Source organism: Humidesulfovibrio idahonensis, assembly GCF_054657715.1.
Window position 1 is genome coordinate 1,992,682 of sequence record NZ_BAAHYE010000003.1, and the last position, 19,819, is coordinate 2,012,500.

Genomic DNA, 19,819 nt, shown 5'->3' on the forward strand with positions numbered 1-19,819 from the left:
CTTGGCGATTTCTTGAGCGTTGACAGCTTGCATTACGCGGCCTCTTTCAAGTCCGCTGGCAAGCTCAAAATGCTGGAAGGGCAACCGTATGCCTTGAGTTTCGCAAGCACCACGCGGCTGTTACGCCGACCGTGAATAGTATGAGACACAAGGGAGTGGTCCACGCCAAGTTCGTCGGCAATTCCGCCCACGGAAAGGTTCTTTTCCTTCAGCCACTCAATGATGCGCCAAGATTTGCGGTCCTTCCCGCTCCCCATGCGATAGCTCATATGCTGCCCTCCAAAATTTTCTTCCGGCGGCGCGCCTCACGTTCGGCGAGGCAAGCCCTGCCGTAGTCGCGGTGTCGCCGGTCTTCTTCGGTCATCACGTCCAGGCCAATGGCCCGGAGAACCATTTGTAATGGTGCTGGGTCTCGGGTCGCCGCGCAAAACACCACCACGGCGAGGAGCGAGGGGGTATGGTCGCGGTCAGAGGGGGCCAGCCATTTGTCCAAAGTGTCTTTGCTAATGGACAGGGTGTTGCCCGTGGTGAGGCGCAGTCCCGCTTGCCGAGAAATGTCGTTAACCTTGTCGACGAGGAGTTTGCGGCCCGCAGAGTCAGCTCCTGCGGCCCTGTTCATGGCCGCACGGAGGGCAGGAACAAGCCCCGCAAGGGCTCCATGGTCATCATGGAAGAGAGAGAGCTGTTTCTGCATCGTCTTTCCGTCCGCTCGGGTTGTGAGGCTACGTCCGATCTGTACTTGCTGGTGGACGTTGACCCAGGGTTGCGCCTGGGCTAATGTCATTTCGTGCCATTCCATTTGTGTCAGGCACAAGTCACAACTAGACGTTTGACGTGTCAGTGTCAATACGTTTGACGATTCCGGAAACAGAAAAGTTCGCCTCGCTACGACAATTGTCGAACATGAATCATGTTGGGGGTATACGAATGGTGAAAGACGCCCGCACGGATTCCGGAGAGACTTCCGAGAACAGCGAGTATTCACGGAAGCTTGGCGAGCGCCTTCGGGCTATTTGGGCTGGGAGTGGTATTCGGCAGGATGACTTTGCCCGGTCTATAGATATCCACCCAGGAACACTAAATAATTATATCCAGGGGAAGCGCCTCCCGACAGCAGAACTTGTCGATCGTATTGTTTCGACGTACGGCGCAAACGCGGCGTGGCTTATTTCCGGGGTCGGCCCGATGTACGACAAAACACGAACGACGATTGAAGAGTTTACCTGTGAGTCGCCGTGCGACACCCCGTTAGCGCGCATTAAAGTTGTTGATGCTCACCCTGATGCCGTGGTGGCTGCACAAACGGTGGAGACCGTCGAGGCGGACGGCTGCACGCTGGTGATGGTGCCTATGGTCGAGGCGAGATTGTCAGCAGGTACAGGGAGTTTTGAGACGGGGGATAGCGCAGAAAGACGCTATGCGTTTCGTAGCGACTGGATCAATCTGAAGGGCCAGGCTGCCAGCATGGCGCTTATGCGCGTGGCTGGCGACAGCATGGAGCCACAGATTTTCAATAATGACATGGTGTTGATCGACCAGAGCCAGACGAAGCCCCGAGCAGGCAGCTTATTCGCCGTGGCAGTCGAGGAAGTGGTGTACATTAAAATGGTGGACACCCTGCCGGGCAAGATTGTCCTGAAGAGCTACAACGAGGCCTACACGCCGTTAGAAATCGACGCCCGAGGCGATCTAGCTGACGGCATCCGTATCATTGGCCGCGCGGTCTGGATTGGGCGGGAGCTGTACTAGCGCCAAACGTTGTTCACTTCGCGTTAATTCAGTGCCGAAATACGCGCAGTTTCATCTTACTTTCATCCAATCAGTGCCATTTGCCATTGGGGCAGCCGTTCCCGCGAAACGCATTCTGCCACGGGGCTTTCCCGGCGTTTCCTCTTTCCTCCAGCTAGTGCCAAAATGAATGCCTCCCCACTCAACGGGCGTTTGACGTCCAGAATCACGCCTAGCCCTGGCGCACAAAATATGTCCTCTGCTCCGGCGATTCCTTCGCCTCGCATCACTGGCGGCTCTTGCCCCTGCGCTGTTGCGGGCAGGCATATTCCCGTTTCCCCCTGTCTTTGCCCCGGCTGCGGTTCTCCTGCCGATTCCATGACCGGTGACGCCCAGCGCAGAGAAGCCCTTGCCGCGGCTTTGCGCGGCAAGGGGCTTCTCTGCGCCATGGGGAGTCCAGAGGGCGAATGCCCTCTGGCGGGGGTGCAGGGGGCGGCGCCCCCTGCTTCATTATTTTGTATTAACGCGCGCGGCGCTTGCCTGCGGGGCGGCCCGTGGACTTGCCCGCGGGTTTGCCGCCAGATTTGCCGGAGCGTCCTGCTCCCGGCTTGGCGGGTGCTTTGCCCGGGCGCGAATCTGACCGCGAATTGGGCCGCGAGCCGGACCGCGAGCCCCCGGCCTTGCGCGGCTGGCGGTCATGCCTGTTCTGGGTGGGCGCGTCGTGGCTGCGGCGCTCGCGGGCGTCGTCCATGTCGCGGCGCTCCTCCTCGGTGGCGAGGGGACCGTCGTAGTTGTCGGCGCGTTCTGAGGCGGCCAGCTCCAGGTCGATCTCCAGCCTGTCGAGGGAGACGTTGACCAGGCGCACGCGCACGGACTGACCCACGCGGATGACCTTGCCCGTGCGCTGCCCCACGAGCATCTCGCGCTCCTTGAGGTAGCCGTAGTAGTCGTCCTGCATGTTGGCCAGGCGGATGAAGCCCTCGGCCAGCACATCGGGCAGCTCGACCCAGAAGCCGTATTCGGTCATGCCGGAAACGACGCCGGGGAAGACCGTGCCCAGCTGGGGCTTCAAAACCATGCACACGTAGCGCTTCTGGCATTCGCGCTCGGCCTCCATGGCCACGCGCTCGCGGGCGGAGAGGTGTTGTCCCATCTCGGCCAGTTTTTTGAAGCCGGGCACGGGCAGCTCTTTGTCGCCCAGGGCGATTTTGATGAGCCGGTGCACGATGAGGTCGGCGTAGCGGCGGATGGGCGAGGTGAAGTGCGCGTAAGACTCGCTGGCCAGGCCGTAGTGGCCCTCGTTTTCCGGCTGGTAGCGCGCCTGCTTCATGCTGCGCAGCACCATGCGGTGCACCAAAAACTCGCGCTCCGTGCCGGCCACGGAGGCCAGCAGGCGGCCCAGGGCCTCGGGCGTGAAGTCCTCGTCGCTGAAGCGGCCGGGATTCTTGCGTTTGAAGGCGCGCTCGCCGTCCAGGCGGCCCAGCAGATTGTACAGATTCTCCAGCTTCTCCTGGTCGGGTTCGGCGTGGACGCGGTACATGCAGGGCAGGGCGTGGGCGTGCAGGTATTCGGAGACGGCCTCGTTGGCCGCGATCATGAATTCCTCGATGAGCTGGTGGGCGAAGTGGCGCACCTTGGGCTTGACGGAAACGGGCTGTCCGGCGGGGTCGAAGACCACCTCGCCCTCGGGCAGGTCGAAGTCCAGGCTGCCGCGTTCGATGCGGCGCTTGCGCATGGTGCGGGCCAGCTCCTCGGCGATGTCGAGCATGGCGACCACGTCGTCGCCGGCCTCTTTGGCCAGTTCGGCGCGGGCCTCGGGCAGCTTGTCCACGCACACGTCGCGCGCGCGGGAGTATGTCAGGCGGGCGTGGCTCTCGATGACGGCGTTCATGACGCGCACCTCGCCGGGCATTCCGTCCGCGCCGTACTGCATGCGCACGGCCATGGAGAGCCTGGGCACGTGCGGGTTCAGGCTGCATAGGCCATTGGAGAGCGCCTGGGGGAACATGGGCTCCACCGAGGACGGGAAGTAGTAGGAGTTGCCGCGCTCGTAAGCTTCGCGGTCAAGGGCGCTGTGCAGGGGCACGTAGTGGGCCACATCGGCTATGGCGACCCAGAGCTCGTAGCCTTTGCCCTTGCGCGAGACGAAGATGGCGTCGTCGAAGTCGCGCGCGGTGGCGCCGTCGATGGTGACGAAGGGCGTTTTGCGCAGGTCCTCGCGGCCCTTGAAGTCGGCCTCGTCCGGGACGGCGGGCAGCTTTTCGGCCTCGGCCAGCACATCGGCCGGGAAGCTCATGGGCACGCCGTGGTTGGCCTTGGTGAGGGCCTCTTGCACCTGGGCCAGGGTTTCCGGTCCCAGGCGGGAGAGGATGGTGCCCTCCCACAGGGCGCTGTCCACCTGCTCGCCGGGGGCGGCCAGGGCGATGTCGCCTTTTTGCAGGCCGAGCTTCGGGTCCACGTCGTGGGCCAGAATGGCGAAGTCCAGGCGCGGGTCCGTGGGGCGGCACAGAAAGGCGTTGTCGCCCACCTGGCTTCCGGCCGGGCGCATGATGCGCACGGGCAGCACCTGGCGTCCGCGCTCCAGCACCTCGACCACGCGGCCCTCGGCGTTGCGGCTGCCGGTGCGGCCGCCCGCCTCGCGGGTGATGGCCACGGAGACATGGTCGCCGTGCCAAGCCCCGCCGGTGTCCTGGCCGAGGAACACGTCCTTCAGGCCGGGTTCGTCGGGGATGAGGAAGGCCGCGCCGGAGCGCTGGAGCTGCACCTTGCCCTTGATGAGGCGCACGCGCTCGGCCAGGGCGTAGCCCCGGCCCAGGCGGATGAGCTTGCCCTGAGCCTCCAGGCCGTGGAGCATCTCGTCCACCAGGCCGCGCTTGCGGCGGTGCAGGCCCAAAACGGGCAAGAGGTCGTCCGGCGAAAGGGCGTGCCTGGATTCCTTGATGAGGCGCAGCAGGGTGCCGGGCTCCGCCGGAGGCGGCGGGCTGCTGGGATTGCGTTTTTTCTTCAATTTCATGTTGGTCTCGATGCGCGGATTGCGCGCGGGTTGGAAGGAAATTCGGGAGGTTGAAGTGCGCGGCGCGGGGCAAGGGCCCTGGCGCGCAAAAGGACGGGGACGGCGGTCAGACGAGCTCCCGCGCGGCCAGCGGGTGATAATGGGCCGCGAGCTCGTCGAAGCGCGCCGAAAACCATTGGTCGAAAGCGGTCCCGGCGAAGACGGCGGGACCGAAGGCCAGCTCCGTGCGCAGGACCCAGAAGCCCTCGGCTCCGGGGAGCTTGGCGAACTTCACCGCGTCCTTGGCCGTCACCAGCACGTTGGCCCCGGCTGCGGCGGCGTGGATGCGCAGCAGGTCCTGCGGGGCGAAGGCGTGGTGGTCGGCAAAGGGCAGCACCGCGCGCGGGGCGCGGCCCAGATACTGCTCGGCCGTGCTTGCGGCCTGGGCCGGGTCGGCGATGCCCGTGGCCAGCACATAGTCCTCGCCGCCGAAATCGGCGGCGCGCCGGGTGCCGTCCACACGCATGAGGCCCTTGGGTTTGAGGGTGAAGGTGAAGGCCGGGCGGCCGTATTTCTCCAGGCGCAGGGTCATGGCCCGCAGCACGCCGTCGGTCAGCTCCAGTGGGGTCTTGACCAGAAAGGCCGAGGCGCGGGTGAGGGCGCTGGCGTCTTCGCGCCAGGTGCCAGCGGGAATCGCGCGGTTCCAGCCCTCGGTCAGGTCCGCCGGGGTCAGGAGCACCAGGTCGATGTCGCGCGCAACGGGCAGGTGCTGGAAGCCGTCGTCCAACAGCACGAAGTCCGGGTCGAAGCGCTCGTACCCCCACGGGCCGGAGCGTCTGCGCTTGGGGTCGACGATGACCCGCGCCAGGGGATGCGAGCGGGCCAGGAGCAGGGGTTCGTCGCCGCAGGTGGCGGGGTCTGCCGCGCGGGTGACGAGCAGGGGCAGGCGGCCGGGTTTGGCCCCGTAGCCGCGCGTCAGCACGATGGCGTGCTCCTCGCGCTTGCCGGCCCAGTGCAGAATATGCCCGCAGAGCGGAGTTTTGCCGCTGCCGCCCCAGCCGATGTTGCCCACGCTGACCACGGGGCAATTGGGCCGCCAGACGGGCAGCCGGCCGGTCTCGAAGGCCCAGCGGCGCAGGCGCATGGCCTGAGCGTAGAGCGCGCCCAAAGGAATCAGGGCGGGCTTCAGGCGGCGTTGCAGGGCGGTTATGTCGGGCATGGGGGAGACGCGGGGCCGCTGCGTTCAGGCAGACGGCCCCGCGTTGGTTTCGCGGCTAGTCGCGGCTGGAGCCGAAGAGGCGCAGCAGCATGAGGAAGAGGTTCAGGAAGTCCAGGTACAGGGTGAGCGCGCCCAGGATGGTGCCGCGGCGGATGGCCGTAGCGTCGCCCAGGGGCATGGACTCGCCCATGTACTTGAGCTTCTGCGTGTCGTAGGCGGTGAGGCCGGTGAACACCAGCACGCCGATGACCGAGATGATGAAGCCCATGGCCGAGCTGTGCACGAACATGTTCACCACCGAGGCGATGACGATGCCGATGAGGCCCATGAACATGAAGCTGCCCATGCCGGTCAGGTCGCGCTTGGTGACCATGCCGTAGATGCTCATGGCGCCGAACATGCCGCCGGTGACCACGAAGGCCTGGAAGATGCTGGCGGAGCTGTACACGAAGAAGATGGACGAAAGGGTCAGGCCCGTGAGCGCGCTATAGGCCGCGAACATAAGGCTGGCCACGGAGCCGGACAGTTTGTGGATGGCGGCGGAAAGGCCGATGACCAGGCCGAACTGCACCACCACCAGCATGAGCACCATGCCGGGGCTTTGCAGCAGCGTCACGCCCAGGGGGCTGGCCGCGGTGAACCAGGCCACGGCGGCGGTGATGAACAGTCCAAGGGACATCCAGCCGTACACGCCGCGCATGAAGGCGCTGATCGTTTCGGCCCGGCTGATGGTTTGGGCGCCGGGGTAGCTGGGGTATTGAGCCATTGTGCGATCCTCCTTGAAGGAATGCGGACGATGTTTGCCGCAGAAATTCTGCGGATACCGGGTCATATAAGCCCTGCCGCGCCGCAAGGCAAGGGGCCGGCATGCGCCCCGCCCGGCGGCTAGCTGCGGCCGCTGTTCGCCAGCAGGGTCTTGAGCCCGTGCGGCTGGCAGCGCAGATACTGCGGCGGGCAGTCCACCTGCGCGCCCAAGAGCGCCGCCGCGTGCCAGGGCCAGCGCGGGTCGAACAGCATGGCCCGGCCCAGGGCCACGGCGTCGGCCTGCTCCGCGGCCACGATGCCCTCGGCCTGGCCCGCCTCGGTGATGAGGCCCACGGCAAAGGTCGTGAGGTTCGTGGACCTGCGGATGGCCTCGGCATGGGCCACCTGGTAGCCGGGGCCCAGGACGATTTGCTGCTGCGGGGCCAAACCGCCGGTGGAGACGTGGATGTACGCCGCGCCAAGGGCCTTGAGCCGGCGCGTCAGTTCGATGCTCTCCTCAAGGTCCCAGCCGCCCTCGATCCAGTCCGTGGCCGAGATGCGCACGCCAAGGGCCAGGGGCGCGGGCAGCGCCTCGCGCAGGTCGGCGAAGATCTCCAGCACCAGGCGCATGCGGTTCTCCAGACTGCCGCCGTATTCATCGCCGCGCTGGTTGGACAGGGGCGACAGGAATTCGTGCAGCAGGTAGCCGTGGGCCGCGTGCAGCTCCACGGCGTCGAAGCCCAGCCGCGCGGCGCGCTTGGCCGCGGCCACGAAGTCCGCGCGGACGCGCTTGATTCCGTCGGCGTCCAGCTCCTGCGGGGGCAGGTCGCCGGGGGTGTAGGGAATGGCCGAGGGCGCGACGGGCAGCCAGCCGCCTGCCGCGGGCGGGATGAAGCTGCCGCCCTGCCAGGGCAGGGCGCTGGAGGCCTTGCGGCCCGCGTGGGCCAGCTGCACGGCCAGGGGAATGGGCGAGTGCTTGCGCACGGCGGCCAGCACCCGGCCAAGGGCCGTCTCGGTGGCGTCGTCATACAGGCCCAGGTCGGCGGCGCTGATGCGCCCCTCCGGCGAAACGGCCGTGGCCTCGGTGATGAGCAGGCCCGCGCCGGAAAGGGCCAGGCTGCCCAGATGCATCAGGTGCCAGTCCTGCGCTTGGCCTTCCTGCGCCGAATACTGGCACATGGGCGCGATGATGATGCGGTTCTTCAGCGTTAAGGGCCCAATGGCCAGGGGGGAAAACAGCTTGCTCATGGGGCGGTGCTCCTCATTGGTTTTGATGACCATGACAACATAAGCAGCACGGCGCGGAGAAGCAACCACTCCGGGCCGGGAAGATGCCGGGCGTGGGACTGGGAAAACGACCCGTTCCTGGCGGACGTGCCCAAGCGCGGACCAGGGCCCTTGCCGGAAGGAAGGACAGCCCGCGCCAACGAACCCATGGGGGCGAACCTTGGGCGGGCTAGTCGGCCGGTTGGGCGTGGAGCAGGCGGGCGTATTCGGCGCGCACCTCGCGGGCGGCCTCGCGCAGGGCATGGTAGAACGAATAGAAGTGCATGACCTCGTCCAGGTCGTAGACGGCGATGATGCGCTGCTGGCGCAGGTCCAGAAGCTTCATGCCGCTGACATCAAGGGCGGCGTCCAGGCGGGCCAGCGGCGGGGCGGCGGGCGTGGCCGCCTCGCTCACCGCATGGCCAAGCTCCGTCAGGGCCTGGCCCAGGGCTGCGCCAAGCTCCGTCAGCTCCTTAGCCATGTGCTCGTGGAAGCCCTCCGGCGGCGCGCCCTCAATGGCGTGGTCCATGGCCAGCAGATGCTCGGCCAGGCGGTCCTGCATGGCGAGCAGGGCGCTTTGCTCCTCGCCCTGGCCGGAGGGGCCGGGCTCGCGCCGGGCCGAGGCGAACAACTGGCGGTTGCGCAGCGAGAGCCGCAGCACCGCGTCCTTGCGGTGGAAAATGCGCGTGCGGTCGTAACGGCCCTGCATGCGGCTGTCCATGAGCGCGCTCAACAGCGCGGCAAGGTGGCCGAGCCCCTTGCCCAGGCCGAAGCGCAGCACCACCCGCGCGCGCGACGGCCAGGCCAGGGAGACGCCCAGCGCCACCACGATGCCGAGGCCCACTTCCAGGAACCGGCTGAGCCCGACGGAAAAGGCGCTGGTCTCGCCGCCCTCGTGCAGGCAGATGACCACGGCCGCGGTGAGCCCGGCCAGGCGCAGGTTGTCGTTCTTGGAGGCCAAAAGCGCGCAGATGAAAATGGTGACGAGCATGGCCGCGGCCAAGGTCGTCATGCCCTGGCCCAAAACAGCGTCCGCTGCGGTGGCCATGATGGCGCCCAGCAGCGCCCCGGCCGCCGTGCCCACAATCCGCGCCCAGCTGGCGGCGATGGAGCTGCCGAAATTGGCCTGCATCACCAATATGGAGGAGAACACCGCCCAGTAGCCCTGCTCCAGGTCCAGCACGCGCGTGAGCACGGCGGTTATGGTGGCGGCCAGGGCCGTGCGCAGGGCGTGGCGCAGCTGCGAGGCCGAGACGAGCTTGCTCAGGCGGATGGCGAATGTCACGGGCACCTCATGGTCCGGGCTGGAAACGTTGCCTCGCGCATGGCGGGCTCGCTGTGGTTGACGAAAGCGCCGGGCGAAAGCCCCGGCCCGCGGGGGGCATCTCACAGCCCTTCTGATATGTCCAGTCTTCCCGTCCCCTGTCAACCCGCCATTTTCGTCCTTTCTCCGGCCAAATCCATGCCGATTTTGTCCGGCGCCGCAACATGGGGTTATGCTTGCGCAATTTGCGCCGTGCAGCCCGCTTGGCGCGCAAGCCCATGGAGCACCCCATGATACAGACTTCCACTCCTCCCTCCGGTCCCGGCGTCCGCCTGGAGCGCGACGCCAAGGGCCGCATCGTCCGGCGCGTCCTGACCCTCGGCCGCGACGCGGAAAACCGTTGCTACGCCTACGATTCCGCCGGACGCCTCGCCCGCGTCACCGACGGTTCAGCCGAGGCCAACGGCGCGCTCTGCGAGTCCTACCAGTATGATCGCGAGGGCCGCCGCCTCGCCGACATCAACCCGCAGCGCTTCACCGGCGAGCGGCGTTTCAGCTATGCCGCGGGCAATCGGCTTTCCCAGGCCGGGCGCGTGCTCTACGGCCACGACAAGACGGGCTATCGCAACCTGAAGGACGAGGCGGGCCGCGAGACGCGCTACCTCTACGAGCCCTCGGGCCTGCTGCTGGCGGTGGATTTGCCCGACGGGCGGCGCATCGAATACGCCTACGACGCTGGCGGCCAGCGGCGCGAAAAGCGCGTAAGCGGCCGTCTTGTCGAGGCCTATCGCTGGCTGGACCCGCTGCGCCTGCTGGAATTCCACGACGGCGGCGAGTGGTGGCGGCTGGTCTACGACCTGGAGCGCGGCGGCCGCACCCCAGTGGCGTGACCAACGGCGATGACTCGTTCCTCATCTATTCCGACCACCTGGGCACGCCCCTGGCCCTTGCCAATCAGGACGGAAACATTGTACAGGCGATGCGGTATGATGCCTTCGGAAATCTGGTGGCAACGCGCGGCGATGCGGTGCGGCTGCCCTTGGGCTTCGCGGGCGGGCTCTTTGACGCCGACACCGGCCTGACCCGTTTTGTCTGGCGCGACTACGACGCCGACACTGGCCGCTTCACCGCCCTGGACCCCCCTTGGGCAAAGGGCGGGGATAAAGATTGGTACGGTGACTCGCGTCGATGATCCGGTGAACCGGATGGATGCGTGGGGGCTGGAAGTTGAGTTCTGTGAGCGGCCTCTCAGGGTGGACGTCTTGGATAATTTCCTTAACCACCATTGGCTCAAAACCGACAGCCGTGAAGCCGGGTTACAAAAAGAAGGTGGTCTCTTTTCGGGTTCACATTGGGAAGATCACACGGGGCAGTCCGAGCAGCCGAGCGCCACGTGTTGGCCCGTTCGCAACGTTGATGAAAGCTGCGTGAACAAATTGATACAGCCGGGAACTGACATCGGGACGTATTTCCCTGGCGTCAATGACTGTCAAACAAACGTGAGAGAAGTGTTGGACTACTGCCGCACAGACGTAGAGTAGGCACACTAGGCCAGCAGGGAGAGCACATGAAACGATGGTTTCCGATATTCTTTCTGAGCTTGTCCCTGCTGGCAAATATCATTGTCCATATAAGATATGTTCATTATTTGGAAATGTGGTCTCCACTTGCCGACTATTCAAGCCCACAGCCCTTGGGCTTGTTTGCCCTTGTCTCGGTACCATTATGCCTCTTCATATTCTGGCGTAACTGGCGCCCGGATGCTGAACACCTACGGATGATTCATGCCGCAAGGCGTCGTATTGGCAATGCCTTGTTGTTCACGTCAATAACCGTATGGATATACTTTCGGATGCAATCAATTGTTTCTGCGTGGATTGCCGCAACCCCGACGCCTGATCCGCTTCACTGGCTATGGTTAAGTTCCAGACAAAGCAATACTTCAACCCTTTCGCTTATCCTTGCTGGTTTGCTTGCTCTCTGGCTCAAGGGCATCCGCATGCCTCCACCTGAGCCAAGGGAGTAGCGGTTCATCTGCGCCCGCTTCACCGCCCTGGACCCCCTTGGCGCGAAGGGCGGGGATAAAGACTGGTACGGTGACTCGCGTCGACGATCCGGTCAATAGGAAGGATGCGTGGGGGCTGAAGGGGGAGGTGGAAGGCGGGCGCGGGGCTAGCTGGCCTGGCGCCATTTCTCCACATCGGCCCAGAATTCCGGGCAGGCCGCGACCTTGAAGCGTTCGCCAAGCTTCAGCGTGCACACGGCCTCGGGCAGGTGCAGGTCGAGCATCACCGGCACCGCGCCAGGGTGGCAGGCCAGCACGTTCTTCAGCGCGTCCAGGCGCTCCGGGCCGCAGTGCTCCTCACGCGCGGGGATGCGCGCGGGCTCATAGCATTGCGCCGCGCACTGCGAAAGCAGCTTCACCGTGTCGGCCAGCATCTTTGACTCGCGCGGGCCTTCCTCCTCGCCGGGCTTGGTGCGCACATCCACCTTGCCCTCGAAGATAAGCGGCTGGTCCTGGCCGAGCAATTCGCGCGACTCAAGGTAGACGTTGGAGAACAGCGTGCACTCGCCGGTGCCGGTCAGGTCCTCCAACTGCAGAAAGGCCATCTTGTCGCCCTTCTTGTTGATGTACTCGCGCAGGCTGGTGACCAGCGCGGCCACGCGCACAATGGTGCCGCCGGGCAGCTCCTTGAGTTCCGCCAGATTGTTCAATCCCATGCGGCGCAGCTCGTGCCGGTAGCGCAAGAGCGGGTGGCTGGAGAGGAAGAAGCCCAGGGCCTCCTTCTCCAGGCGCATCTTTTCCTCGTCGCCCCATTCGGGCACGTCCTCGTCCACGATGAGCGGGGCCGGCGCCTCGCCCGGGGCGGCCTTCTTGCCCAGCATGTCGAGCATGGAGATCATGCCCTGGGCTTTCTCCTTGGCCTTTTTCTGCCCCATGGAGACGGCGCGCTCCAGCACGGCCATGAGCCCGGCGCGGGTTTTGCCCAGGGAGTCCAGGCCGCCCGCCTTGATGAGGGCTTCCAGGGTGCGCTTGTTGATCTTGCGCAGGTTCACGCGCTCGCACAGGTCGTAGATGTCCTTGAAGGGGCCGTTTTCCTGGCGCTCGGCCACAATGTCGCCCACGGCGTCTTCGCCGACGCCCTTCACGCCCGCCAGGCCGAACACGACCTTGTTGTCGATGACGCAGAAGCGGCTCTCGCTCACGTTCACGTCGGGCGGCACCACGGGAATCTGCATTTCGCGGCAGGCGTTGATGTAGGTGAAGACCTTGTCCGTGTTCGTGAGTTCCGAGCTGATGAGCGCGGCCATGAACTCGTGCGGGTAGTGGGCCTTCAGGTAGGCCGTGTAATAGGAGATGAGCGCGTAGGCCGCGGAGTGGGACTTGTTGAAGCCGTACTCCGCAAACTTCTCCATGAGGTCGAAGATTTCCTGCGCCGTGGCCTCGGCGATCTTGTTCTCCCGCGCGCCGGCCATGAACTTCTGGCGCTCCTTGGCCATCTCTTCGGCTTTCTTCTTGCCCATGGCGCGCCGCAGCAGGTCTGCGCCGCCCAGTGTGTAGTTGGCTATGACCCGGGCGCAGCTCATGACCTGCTCCTGGTACACGATGACGCCGTAGGTGGGCTTGAGGGTCTCCTCAAGGGACGGGTGCGGGTAGGTGACGGGAATCTGCCCCTGCTTGCGCTTGATGAACTCGTCGACCATGCCGGAGCCCAGCGGGCCCGGGCGATACAGCGCGAGCATGGCGATGATGTCCTCGAAGCAGCTGGGCTTGAGCATGCGCAGGTACTTGCGCATGCCCGAGCTTTCCACCTGGAAGATGCCGTCGGTGTCGCCGGAGCAGAAAATCTCGTAGGTGGCCGGGTCGTCCAGGGTCAGGTTGTCCAGATCGGGCGGGGTTTTGCCCCCGCGCACGATGATGTCCAGCGCGTCCTCGATGACGGTCATGGTGCGCAGGCCCAGAAAGTCGAACTTGATGAGGCCGACTTTTTCGACGAACTTGCCGTCGAACTGGGTGACTATTTCACCCTCCTTCCCCTTGTAGAGCGGAAGGTAGTCGAGCATGGGCTTCTCGGAGATGACGATGCCCGCGGCGTGGGTGGAAACGTGGCGCGAGAGGCCCTCCAGCCTCTTGGACACGTCGATGAGCTTCTCGATCTGCGGGTTGCCCACGGTCATGGCCAGAAGCTCGGGCTCCTTCTCCAGGGCCTTGTCCAGGGTCATCTTCATTTCTTCGGGTATGAGCTTGGCGATGCGGTCGGTCTCGGCGAAGGTCATGCCCAGGGCCCGGCCCACGTCGCGCACGGCCGCCTTGGCCTTCATGGTGCCGAAGGTCGTTATCTGCGCCACGTGGTCGCGGCCGTACTTGCGGGCCACGTAGGCCACCACCTCCAGGCGGCGGCGTTCGCAGAAGTCCACGTCGATATCCGGCATGCTGATGCGTTCGATGTTCAGGAACCGTTCGAACAACAGATCGTAGGGCAGGGGGTCGAGGTTGGTGATCTTGAGCGCCCAGGCCACCAGCGAACCGGCGGCCGAGCCGCGGCCGGGGCCCACGGGAATGCGCTGGTTCTTGGCCCAGTTGATGAAGTCCTGCACGATGAGGAAGTAGGCCGGGAAGCCCATCTCCTTGATGACGCCGATTTCGTACTCCAGGCGCTCCCAGTACTTCTTCTCGTCCACCTCGTGGTTGAGGTTCTCCAGGCGCTTTTTCAACCCTTCGTGGGCCATGCGCTCGAACTCGGACTCGATGCTCACGCCTTCGGGCAGTTCGTACACCGGGAAAAAGTGCTTGCCGAGCTCGATGTCGACATTGCACTGCTCGGCGATTTTGACCGTGTTGCTGATGGCCTCCGGACAGTGGGCGAAGGCGGCCTCCATCTCCTCCATGGTCTTGAAGTAGAGGGCCGTGGTGTCCATGCGCATGCGGTCTTTGTCGAGCACCGTGCGCTGCGTGCCGATGCACAAAAGGATGTCGTGGGCCTCGGCGTCGGACTGGGTGAGGTAGTGGCAGTCGTTGGTGGCCACCAGGGGCAGTTTCGTCTCCGCCGCCACCTGCAGCAGCATCTCGTTGGCCCGGGTCTGGTCGGCTATGCCGTTCTCCTGCATCTCCAGGTAGAAGCGGTCGGGGAAAATCTCGGCGTACTCGCGCGCCATGGCGATGCCGGAGTCCAGCCCCTTGCCCAAAAGCGTGCGGTTGACCTCGCCCGCCAGGCAGGCGGAAAGGGCGATGAGCCCCTCGGAATATTGGCGCAAAAGGTCCTTGTCCACGCGCGGCTTGTAGTGGAAGCCGGTGAGGAAGCCCTCGCTGACGAGCTTGATGAGATTCTGGTAGCCGGTGCGGTTTTGGGCCAGCAGCACCAAGTGGAAGGCCGCCTGGCGCGAACTGGTGGCGTGCTTGTCCTCGCGCTTGCCGGGGGCCACGTAGACCTCGCAGCCGATGATGGGCTTGATGCCGGTGTCGAGCGCCTTTTGGCGGAAGACGAGGGCTCCGTGCATGTTGCCGTGGTCGGTCAAGGCCACGGCGGGCATGCCGAGGTCCTTGGCGCGGGAGCAAAGATCCTTGATGCGGATGGCTCCGTCGAGCAGGCTGTATTCACTGTGGCAGTGCAAGTGCACGAAATCAGACATGGAGCATCCCCTTTGCGAGTAGTGGCGAGTTTGTGTATACACCAGGACGTGAACCTTGGAAACGCTTCGGCTGGTGGAAAAATAAACCCTGTGATTTCAATTGCTGCGCCTGCCACCGGCGTACGCCCCGGAGCCTGTTGATGGTCGAGCGTGTGAAGCGCAAACTCTCGCGTCTGTCCTCCGTGGTGCCGGTGCTGGCAGGCGCGGTGGCGGTCTCGCTTCTGCTCGGGCTTTTGGCCTGGCTGGTGGAACCCTACCTGCCGCGCGCCTTTACGGACTTCGTGCGGGAGCTCGCCGGGGAGGACTTCGAGACCCGGCGGCAGGCCATCAAGGCCTGGTTCGAATCCTGGGGCGCGGTTTCGGCCTGGGTCTTCCTCGGCGTGCAGTTTCTGCAAGTGGTGGTGGCGCCCATTCCCGGCCAGTTCGTGGGACTCTTGGGCGGCTTCGTGTTCGGCTTTTGGCGCGGGCTGCTGCTCAACGTCGTCGGCAACGCCGTTGGGTCGCTGGCGGCCATGCTGCTCACGCGGTTCTTCGGCGAGCGCGTCATGCGGCCCTTTGTGCCCGCGCCCCTGCAAGAAAAGTTCGACGCCACCATCCACCGGGGCGGGCTTTCCAATTTCTTCATGCTCTTCCTTTTGCCCGGCACGCCCAAGGACGCCATCTGCTTCATGGCCGGAGTGACGCGCCTGCCCATCTGGAAGCTCATGCTGGCCAACACCCTGGGCCGGCTGCCCGGGCTCATGGTGCTCACCTTCACCGGCGCCGCGGCCGACGCCGACCTGCTCACCGTGAAGCTGGTGTTCGGCGCCGGGCTGTTCCTGGCGCTGCTCGTGTGGCTGTTCGATGAGGAGATCAAGGAGCGGCTGGGGCGCATAGCCAGCTGAGGTCCTGTTTAAAGCGGGGCGGCGCTGTTGCGCTCGCACCGAACGCTGGTGTATCTAAGGTCCAGGCGGCGGGCCGGCCGAGGCTCGCCCATGCGTTTTCCCCCTTCTCACAAGGAGCCTGCCATGCGCAAATTTCTGCCCGCGATGTCCCTTCTTCTTCTCCTTGGTCTTTTGAGCGCGTGCTACGGCGCCCACAACACGGCAGAGTCCAACCCCGCGCACTACGAACAGGGGCTGGTGGACAAGGCAGCGGCCACGGTGCGCGGCATGCGCTCCGACCCGACCTTCCGCCACCTCGACGTCTATTTGAAGAACGCGCGCGGCGTGCTCATTCTGCCCAGCGTCATCAAGGCCGGGCTCATCTACGGCGGCCAGGGCGGCAACGGCGTGCTGCTTTCCCGCGCGGCCGACGGCACCTGGTCCTCCCCGGCCTTCTACACCCTGGGCGGCGGCAGCATCGGCCTGCAGATCGGCGTGCAGGAAGCGGCCATCGTGCTGGTGTTCATGAACGACAAGGCCTTCAAGTCCGCCATCGACACGGGCCTGACCCTGGGCGCGGACGCCACGGTCGCCGCCGGCACCGAGGGCCTCACCGGCGAGGTCGCCAGCACCCACGTGTTCAAGGACGTCTATTACTTCGCCGACGTGAACGGCCTGTTCGCGGGCGTTTCCCTGGAGGGCGGCGTCATCCATGTGCGCGACGGCCTGAACAAGACCTTCTACGGCCAGAGCCTCACCCCCAGGGAGATTGTGCTGGACCGCAAGGTGGACGCCGCCACGGCGCGCGCCTTGAAGGACTCCCTCGTGGTCGCTCCCAAGGCCAAGTAAATGCGAAGCATGCAAGGCGGCTGGCGGCGCGGGCTTCTCCGTCCGCTGGCCGCCGCCCTGCCCGCGGCGCTGCTGCTTTTCGGCCTGTGGGGCTGCGCGACCCCGCCTCCCCCTCCGCCGCCGCCCCCGCCGCCGCCGCCCACAGAGGCGCGCGATGTGCTGACCCTGCCTCAGGACGTGGCCGCGTACTTCACCGCCGCCACCCTGGACGCGCCCTTCCTTTCGCCCAAGGTCCAGGCAGGGCTGGCCGCGCGCCTGCGCGAGCTGCACTTCGCCCCCTGGCACCGCCTCAAGCCCGCGCACACAAGGGCAGACGCCCTTTGGGGCCTGGGCTACCTGAAGCAGGACCGCCATTACGGCGAGAACCTGCGGCCCCTCGGCCCTGCTTTCCGCGCGGAGATGGAAGCCCTGGTGCGGGCCGAAAGCTACCCGAACACCCTGCGCCCGGCCATCACCACGGCCAACACCTCGCTGCGCGTGCTGCCCACCGTGCGCCCCGGCTTCCTCAAGCCCGGCCTGCCGGGCGAGGGCTATCCCTTCGACTACTGGCAGAACTCCGGCATTTTGGCCGGCACGCCCGTGCTGGCGACGCAGACATCCAGCGACGGCGCCTGGGTGCTGGTGGAGGGCCGCGTGGCCGCAGGCTGGGTGCCCGTGGCCGATATCGCCTTTGTGGACGAGGCCTTCATGGCCCAGTGGGAGGCCCTGCCTCTGGCCGCCGTGACCCGCGAGAACACGCCGGTGACGGCGCGCTTCGCCGTGGACGGCGCGCAGCCCGTGCATCTTTTCGCCGGGCGCATCGGCACGCTGCTGCCCCTGGCGGACATGGACCAGACCGGCGTCACCGTGCTGGCTCCCGCGCGCGACGCCGCGGGCCGGGCGGTGAGCCTTGCCGTGCCCCTGCGGGCGGACGAGGCCGAGCCCATGCCGCTGCCGCCCACACCGCGCAACTTCGCCCGCCTGGCCAACCAGCTCATGGGCCAGCCCTACGGCTGGGGCGGCTACCTGGGCAACCGCGACTGCTCGGCGCTGTTGCTCGATCTCTACGCGCCCTTCGGTGTCTTTTTGCCGCGCAACTCGCGGGTGCAGGCGCGCCAGGGCGAGTGGATCCCCTGGCTGGATTTGACCCCGGCGGAAAAGGAGGCCGAGCTCCTCGGCCGCGGCGCGCCCCTCTTGACCCTGCTCCACAAGCCGGGGCACATCATGCTCTACCTGGGGCAGCGCAACGGCCGGGCCGTCATCCTGCACGACATCTGGGGGCTGCGCACCCTGGACGAGAAGGGCGTGGCCGGGCGGTTCATCGTGGGCCGGGTGGCCATAACCACCCTGAACCCCGGCGCGGAGATCCCCGACGTGGCGCGTTCCGGCCTGCTCTTGCCCACCATGGACGGCATGACCCTGGTGGCTCCGTCCGAAGTCCCTGTCGCCAAGTGACCGGCCGGATGGCAGTCCGGAGCGCGTGGGCAAAGATGTCGACGTGGTGAAGTTGACCGTGAAGCAGGCGGAAGAGAAGGAAGCGACTTTGGAGGACTTCGGATTACATGAGCTGAAGTCTGGAAAAGAGAATGTCCACCGGTACCTCCACGCACCCCTCTGGCGTGAACCAGAATTCTTCGTGGCCAGCAGTGGACATTTCAATTTCTATACGCCAAAGGCTTGAGGAAATCGATGACAGCCACAGTGCGGCGGAGCAACCACTCCCCTCGCCCTATATATAATTGAATGGAGGCACCATGCCCATAAGCGGCACCCCCATGAACTTCGCCTTTGCCGGGTCCGGCCCGGCGCGCGGCAACGGCCGCAGCGTCGCGGTCATCGGCGCGGGACCCTCCGGCCTGGCCGCGGCCGGGTTCCTGTCCTGCCTGGGCTACCAGGTGGACGTGTACGACAAGCTGCCCAAGCCCGGCGGGCTCATGGTCTTCGGCATCCCGGCGGAGCGCATTCCGGCCGAGCGCATCGCCCAGGGCGTGGAGACGCTCTCCGGCCGCTACGGCGTGCGCTTTCATCCCGGCACCAAGATCTGCGACCGCAGGCAGACCGACGACACGGGCGACGAGCTCTCCACCCGCTGCATCGACCTGGACGAGCTGGTGCGCGGGCACGACGCCGTGATGCTCTGCACCGGGTCGTGGAAGCCGCGCCGCCTGAACATTCCGGGCGAGGAGCTGCGCGGGGTGTATTCCGGTCTGGCCTTCCTGTTCCCCATCCGCGCCGCCCAATACAACAAGAGCCGCATGAGCGAGATCGCCGTGGCGGGCAAGAACGTGGTGGTCATCGGCGCCGGGTTCTCGGCCATCGATGTGGCCCACGGCGCCTTGGGCCAGGGCGCGGCCCGCGTGAGCCTGGTGTACAGGCGCACACGGCGCGAAGCCCCTTGCGGCAGCCACGAGATCGAGCTGTTCGAAGCCGCGGGCGGGCACTGGCTGGAGCTGGTCACGCCCATCCGCGTGCTGGAGGGCCAGGGCGAAGGCCACGGCCAGGTCACGGGCATCGAGTGCATCCAGTGCCACCTGGGCGAGCCCGACGCGGACGGCCGCCGCAGCGCCGTGCCCGACTCCTGCGCCAAGGTGGTGCTGCCCGCGGACATCATCGTGGCCGCCATCGGCGAAACCGCCGCGCCGCCCTTTGCCGAGCGCCTGGGGCTGGACTCGGTGCGCAAGAACGAGATCCACTGGCTGCAGATGACGAAGATGGACGGGGTGTTTGTGGCGGGCGACGCGCTCACCGGGCCGAGCAAGATCGGCAAGGCCGTGTACAGCGGCCTGCGCGCGGCCCAGTCGCTTTCGCGCTGGCTGACGCTGCGGGCCATGAGCCGTGAGCTGGAGTACCGCGACGACGCGCCCATCCGCAAGGAAGACCTGCGCTAAGGGCCGGGGGAGAGCATGAGCACAGACGAGAAGAACGCCGCGAACGGCAACGAGATGATCCTGTTCATCGACTACGACCGCTGCATCGGCTGCGAGTCGTGCGAATCGGCGTGCCGCTTCGTGCACGGCCAGCCGCGCATCAACATGACGCGCACGGTTGGGGGCATCATGGCCCCGGTGTACTGCCGGCATTGCGAGTCGGCCTCGTGCGTGAAGGGCTGCACGCGCGGCGCGCTCATGAAGTCGCGCGACGGCACGGTGCTCCTCAACCCTGTGCTTTGCGCCGGGTGCGAGACCAAGAACTGCATTTTGGCCTGCCCCTTTGGCGGCATCTTCTGTACGGGGCTCGACGACGCGGTGGCCAAGTGCGACCTCTGCCAGCACCGGCAGGCCATG

18 protein-coding genes (1 of these 18 cut by a window edge) are annotated in these 19,819 nt (G+C 65.8%); 10 read left to right on the forward strand and 8 right to left on the reverse strand.

Annotation, left to right across the window (positions count from 1 at the left end):
• Positions 1-32: 32 nt before the first annotated feature.
• Together ACYQ4W_RS15260 and ACYQ4W_RS15265 are read right to left on the reverse strand one after the other, a co-directional pair.
• Positions 33-269: a helix-turn-helix domain-containing protein gene (locus ACYQ4W_RS15260; RefSeq protein ID WP_459858333.1), complete on the reverse strand. Its 237-nt coding sequence runs from the start codon at positions 267-269 to the stop codon at positions 33-35.
• Positions 266-694: a hypothetical protein gene (locus ACYQ4W_RS15265; protein ID WP_459858335.1), complete on the reverse strand. Its 429-nt coding sequence runs from the start codon at positions 692-694 to the stop codon at positions 266-268. Before ACYQ4W_RS15265 ends, ACYQ4W_RS15260 begins: the two co-directional genes overlap by 4 nt.
• A gap of 233 nt (positions 695-927) precedes the next feature.
• Here ACYQ4W_RS15265 and ACYQ4W_RS15270 point away from each other — a divergent pair, with 233 nt between their 5' ends.
• The gene (locus tag ACYQ4W_RS15270) at positions 928-1,749 is read left to right on the forward strand and encodes an XRE family transcriptional regulator (protein WP_459858337.1); all 822 of its coding nucleotides are present in this window, start codon (positions 928-930) and stop codon (positions 1,747-1,749) included.
• 499 nt (positions 1,750-2,248) lie between these two features.
• On the opposite strand, the gene rnr is transcribed toward ACYQ4W_RS15270, so the two are convergent.
• From rnr to ACYQ4W_RS15295, 5 genes are all read right to left on the reverse strand, one after another.
• On the reverse strand, positions 2,249-4,741 hold the full coding sequence (gene rnr, locus ACYQ4W_RS15275) for a ribonuclease R (protein WP_459858339.1): 2,493 nt from the start codon (positions 4,739-4,741) through the stop codon (positions 2,249-2,251).
• A gap of 106 nt (positions 4,742-4,847) precedes the next feature.
• Positions 4,848-5,939, reverse strand: a complete 1,092-nt coding sequence (lpxK, locus tag ACYQ4W_RS15280; protein WP_459858341.1) for a tetraacyldisaccharide 4'-kinase — start codon at positions 5,937-5,939, stop codon at positions 4,848-4,850.
• A 55-nt stretch (positions 5,940-5,994) separates the two neighbouring features.
• On the reverse strand, positions 5,995-6,705 hold the full coding sequence (locus tag ACYQ4W_RS15285; protein ID WP_459858343.1) for a Bax inhibitor-1/YccA family protein: 711 nt from the start codon (positions 6,703-6,705) through the stop codon (positions 5,995-5,997).
• 119 nt (positions 6,706-6,824) lie between these two features.
• Positions 6,825-7,931, reverse strand: a complete 1,107-nt coding sequence (locus tag ACYQ4W_RS15290; protein ID WP_459858345.1) for an NADH:flavin oxidoreductase/NADH oxidase — start codon at positions 7,929-7,931, stop codon at positions 6,825-6,827.
• A 208-nt stretch (positions 7,932-8,139) separates the two neighbouring features.
• Positions 8,140-9,234 carry an FUSC family protein gene (locus tag ACYQ4W_RS15295; protein ID WP_459858347.1) on the reverse strand — a complete coding sequence of 365 codons (1,095 nt, stop codon included), beginning with the start codon at positions 9,232-9,234 and terminating at the stop codon, positions 8,140-8,142.
• 269 nt (positions 9,235-9,503) lie between these two features.
• Between ACYQ4W_RS15295 and ACYQ4W_RS15300 the strand changes: the two genes are divergently transcribed.
• From ACYQ4W_RS15300 to ACYQ4W_RS15310, 3 genes are all read left to right on the forward strand, one after another.
• Positions 9,504-10,103, forward strand: coding sequence for a hypothetical protein (locus ACYQ4W_RS15300; protein WP_459858350.1), 600 nt, complete (start codon positions 9,504-9,506; stop codon positions 10,101-10,103).
• Positions 10,100-10,405 carry an RHS repeat domain-containing protein gene (locus tag ACYQ4W_RS15305; protein WP_459858352.1) on the forward strand — a complete coding sequence of 102 codons (306 nt, stop codon included), beginning with the start codon at positions 10,100-10,102 and terminating at the stop codon, positions 10,403-10,405. The genes ACYQ4W_RS15300 and ACYQ4W_RS15305 overlap by 4 nt, the downstream gene beginning before the upstream one ends.
• Before the next feature lie 375 nt (positions 10,406-10,780).
• Positions 10,781-11,239 carry a hypothetical protein gene (locus ACYQ4W_RS15310; RefSeq protein WP_459858354.1) on the forward strand — a complete coding sequence of 153 codons (459 nt, stop codon included), beginning with the start codon at positions 10,781-10,783 and terminating at the stop codon, positions 11,237-11,239.
• Positions 11,240-11,385: 146 nt separating this feature from the next.
• Here ACYQ4W_RS15310 and dnaE read toward each other — a convergent pair whose 3' ends face one another.
• Positions 11,386-14,844: a DNA polymerase III subunit alpha gene (gene dnaE / locus ACYQ4W_RS15315; RefSeq protein ID WP_459858356.1), complete on the reverse strand. Its 3,459-nt coding sequence runs from the start codon at positions 14,842-14,844 to the stop codon at positions 11,386-11,388.
• A gap of 140 nt (positions 14,845-14,984) precedes the next feature.
• Between dnaE and ACYQ4W_RS15320 the strand changes: the two genes are divergently transcribed.
• From ACYQ4W_RS15320 to ACYQ4W_RS15345, 6 genes are all read left to right on the forward strand, one after another.
• Entirely contained in the window at positions 14,985-15,728 is a 744-nt protein-coding gene (locus ACYQ4W_RS15320; protein WP_459858358.1) for a TVP38/TMEM64 family protein, read from the forward strand.
• A 123-nt stretch (positions 15,729-15,851) separates the two neighbouring features.
• Complete coding sequence (locus ACYQ4W_RS15325; RefSeq protein WP_459858360.1) at positions 15,852-16,556, forward strand: lipid-binding SYLF domain-containing protein; 705 nt, start codon at positions 15,852-15,854, stop codon at positions 16,554-16,556.
• A complete protein-coding gene (locus tag ACYQ4W_RS15330) occupies positions 16,557-17,990 on the forward strand; it encodes an NlpC/P60 family N-terminal domain-containing protein (RefSeq protein WP_459858363.1) in 1,434 nt (477 codons plus the stop codon).
• A 25-nt stretch (positions 17,991-18,015) separates the two neighbouring features.
• A complete protein-coding gene (locus ACYQ4W_RS15335; protein ID WP_459858365.1) occupies positions 18,016-18,216 on the forward strand; it encodes a hypothetical protein in 201 nt (66 codons plus the stop codon).
• A 73-nt stretch (positions 18,217-18,289) separates the two neighbouring features.
• Positions 18,290-19,423 (forward strand): FAD-dependent oxidoreductase, encoded by a 1,134-nt coding sequence (locus ACYQ4W_RS15340; RefSeq protein ID WP_459858367.1) that lies wholly within the window; start codon positions 18,290-18,292, stop codon positions 19,421-19,423.
• A 15-nt stretch (positions 19,424-19,438) separates the two neighbouring features.
• Positions 19,439-19,819 carry the 5' portion of a 4Fe-4S dicluster domain-containing protein gene (locus tag ACYQ4W_RS15345; protein WP_459858370.1) on the forward strand. The gene runs 168 nt beyond the window's last position, so 381 of the gene's 549 nt are visible here — the first part of the coding sequence; the start codon lies at positions 19,439-19,441; its stop codon lies off the right edge, out of view.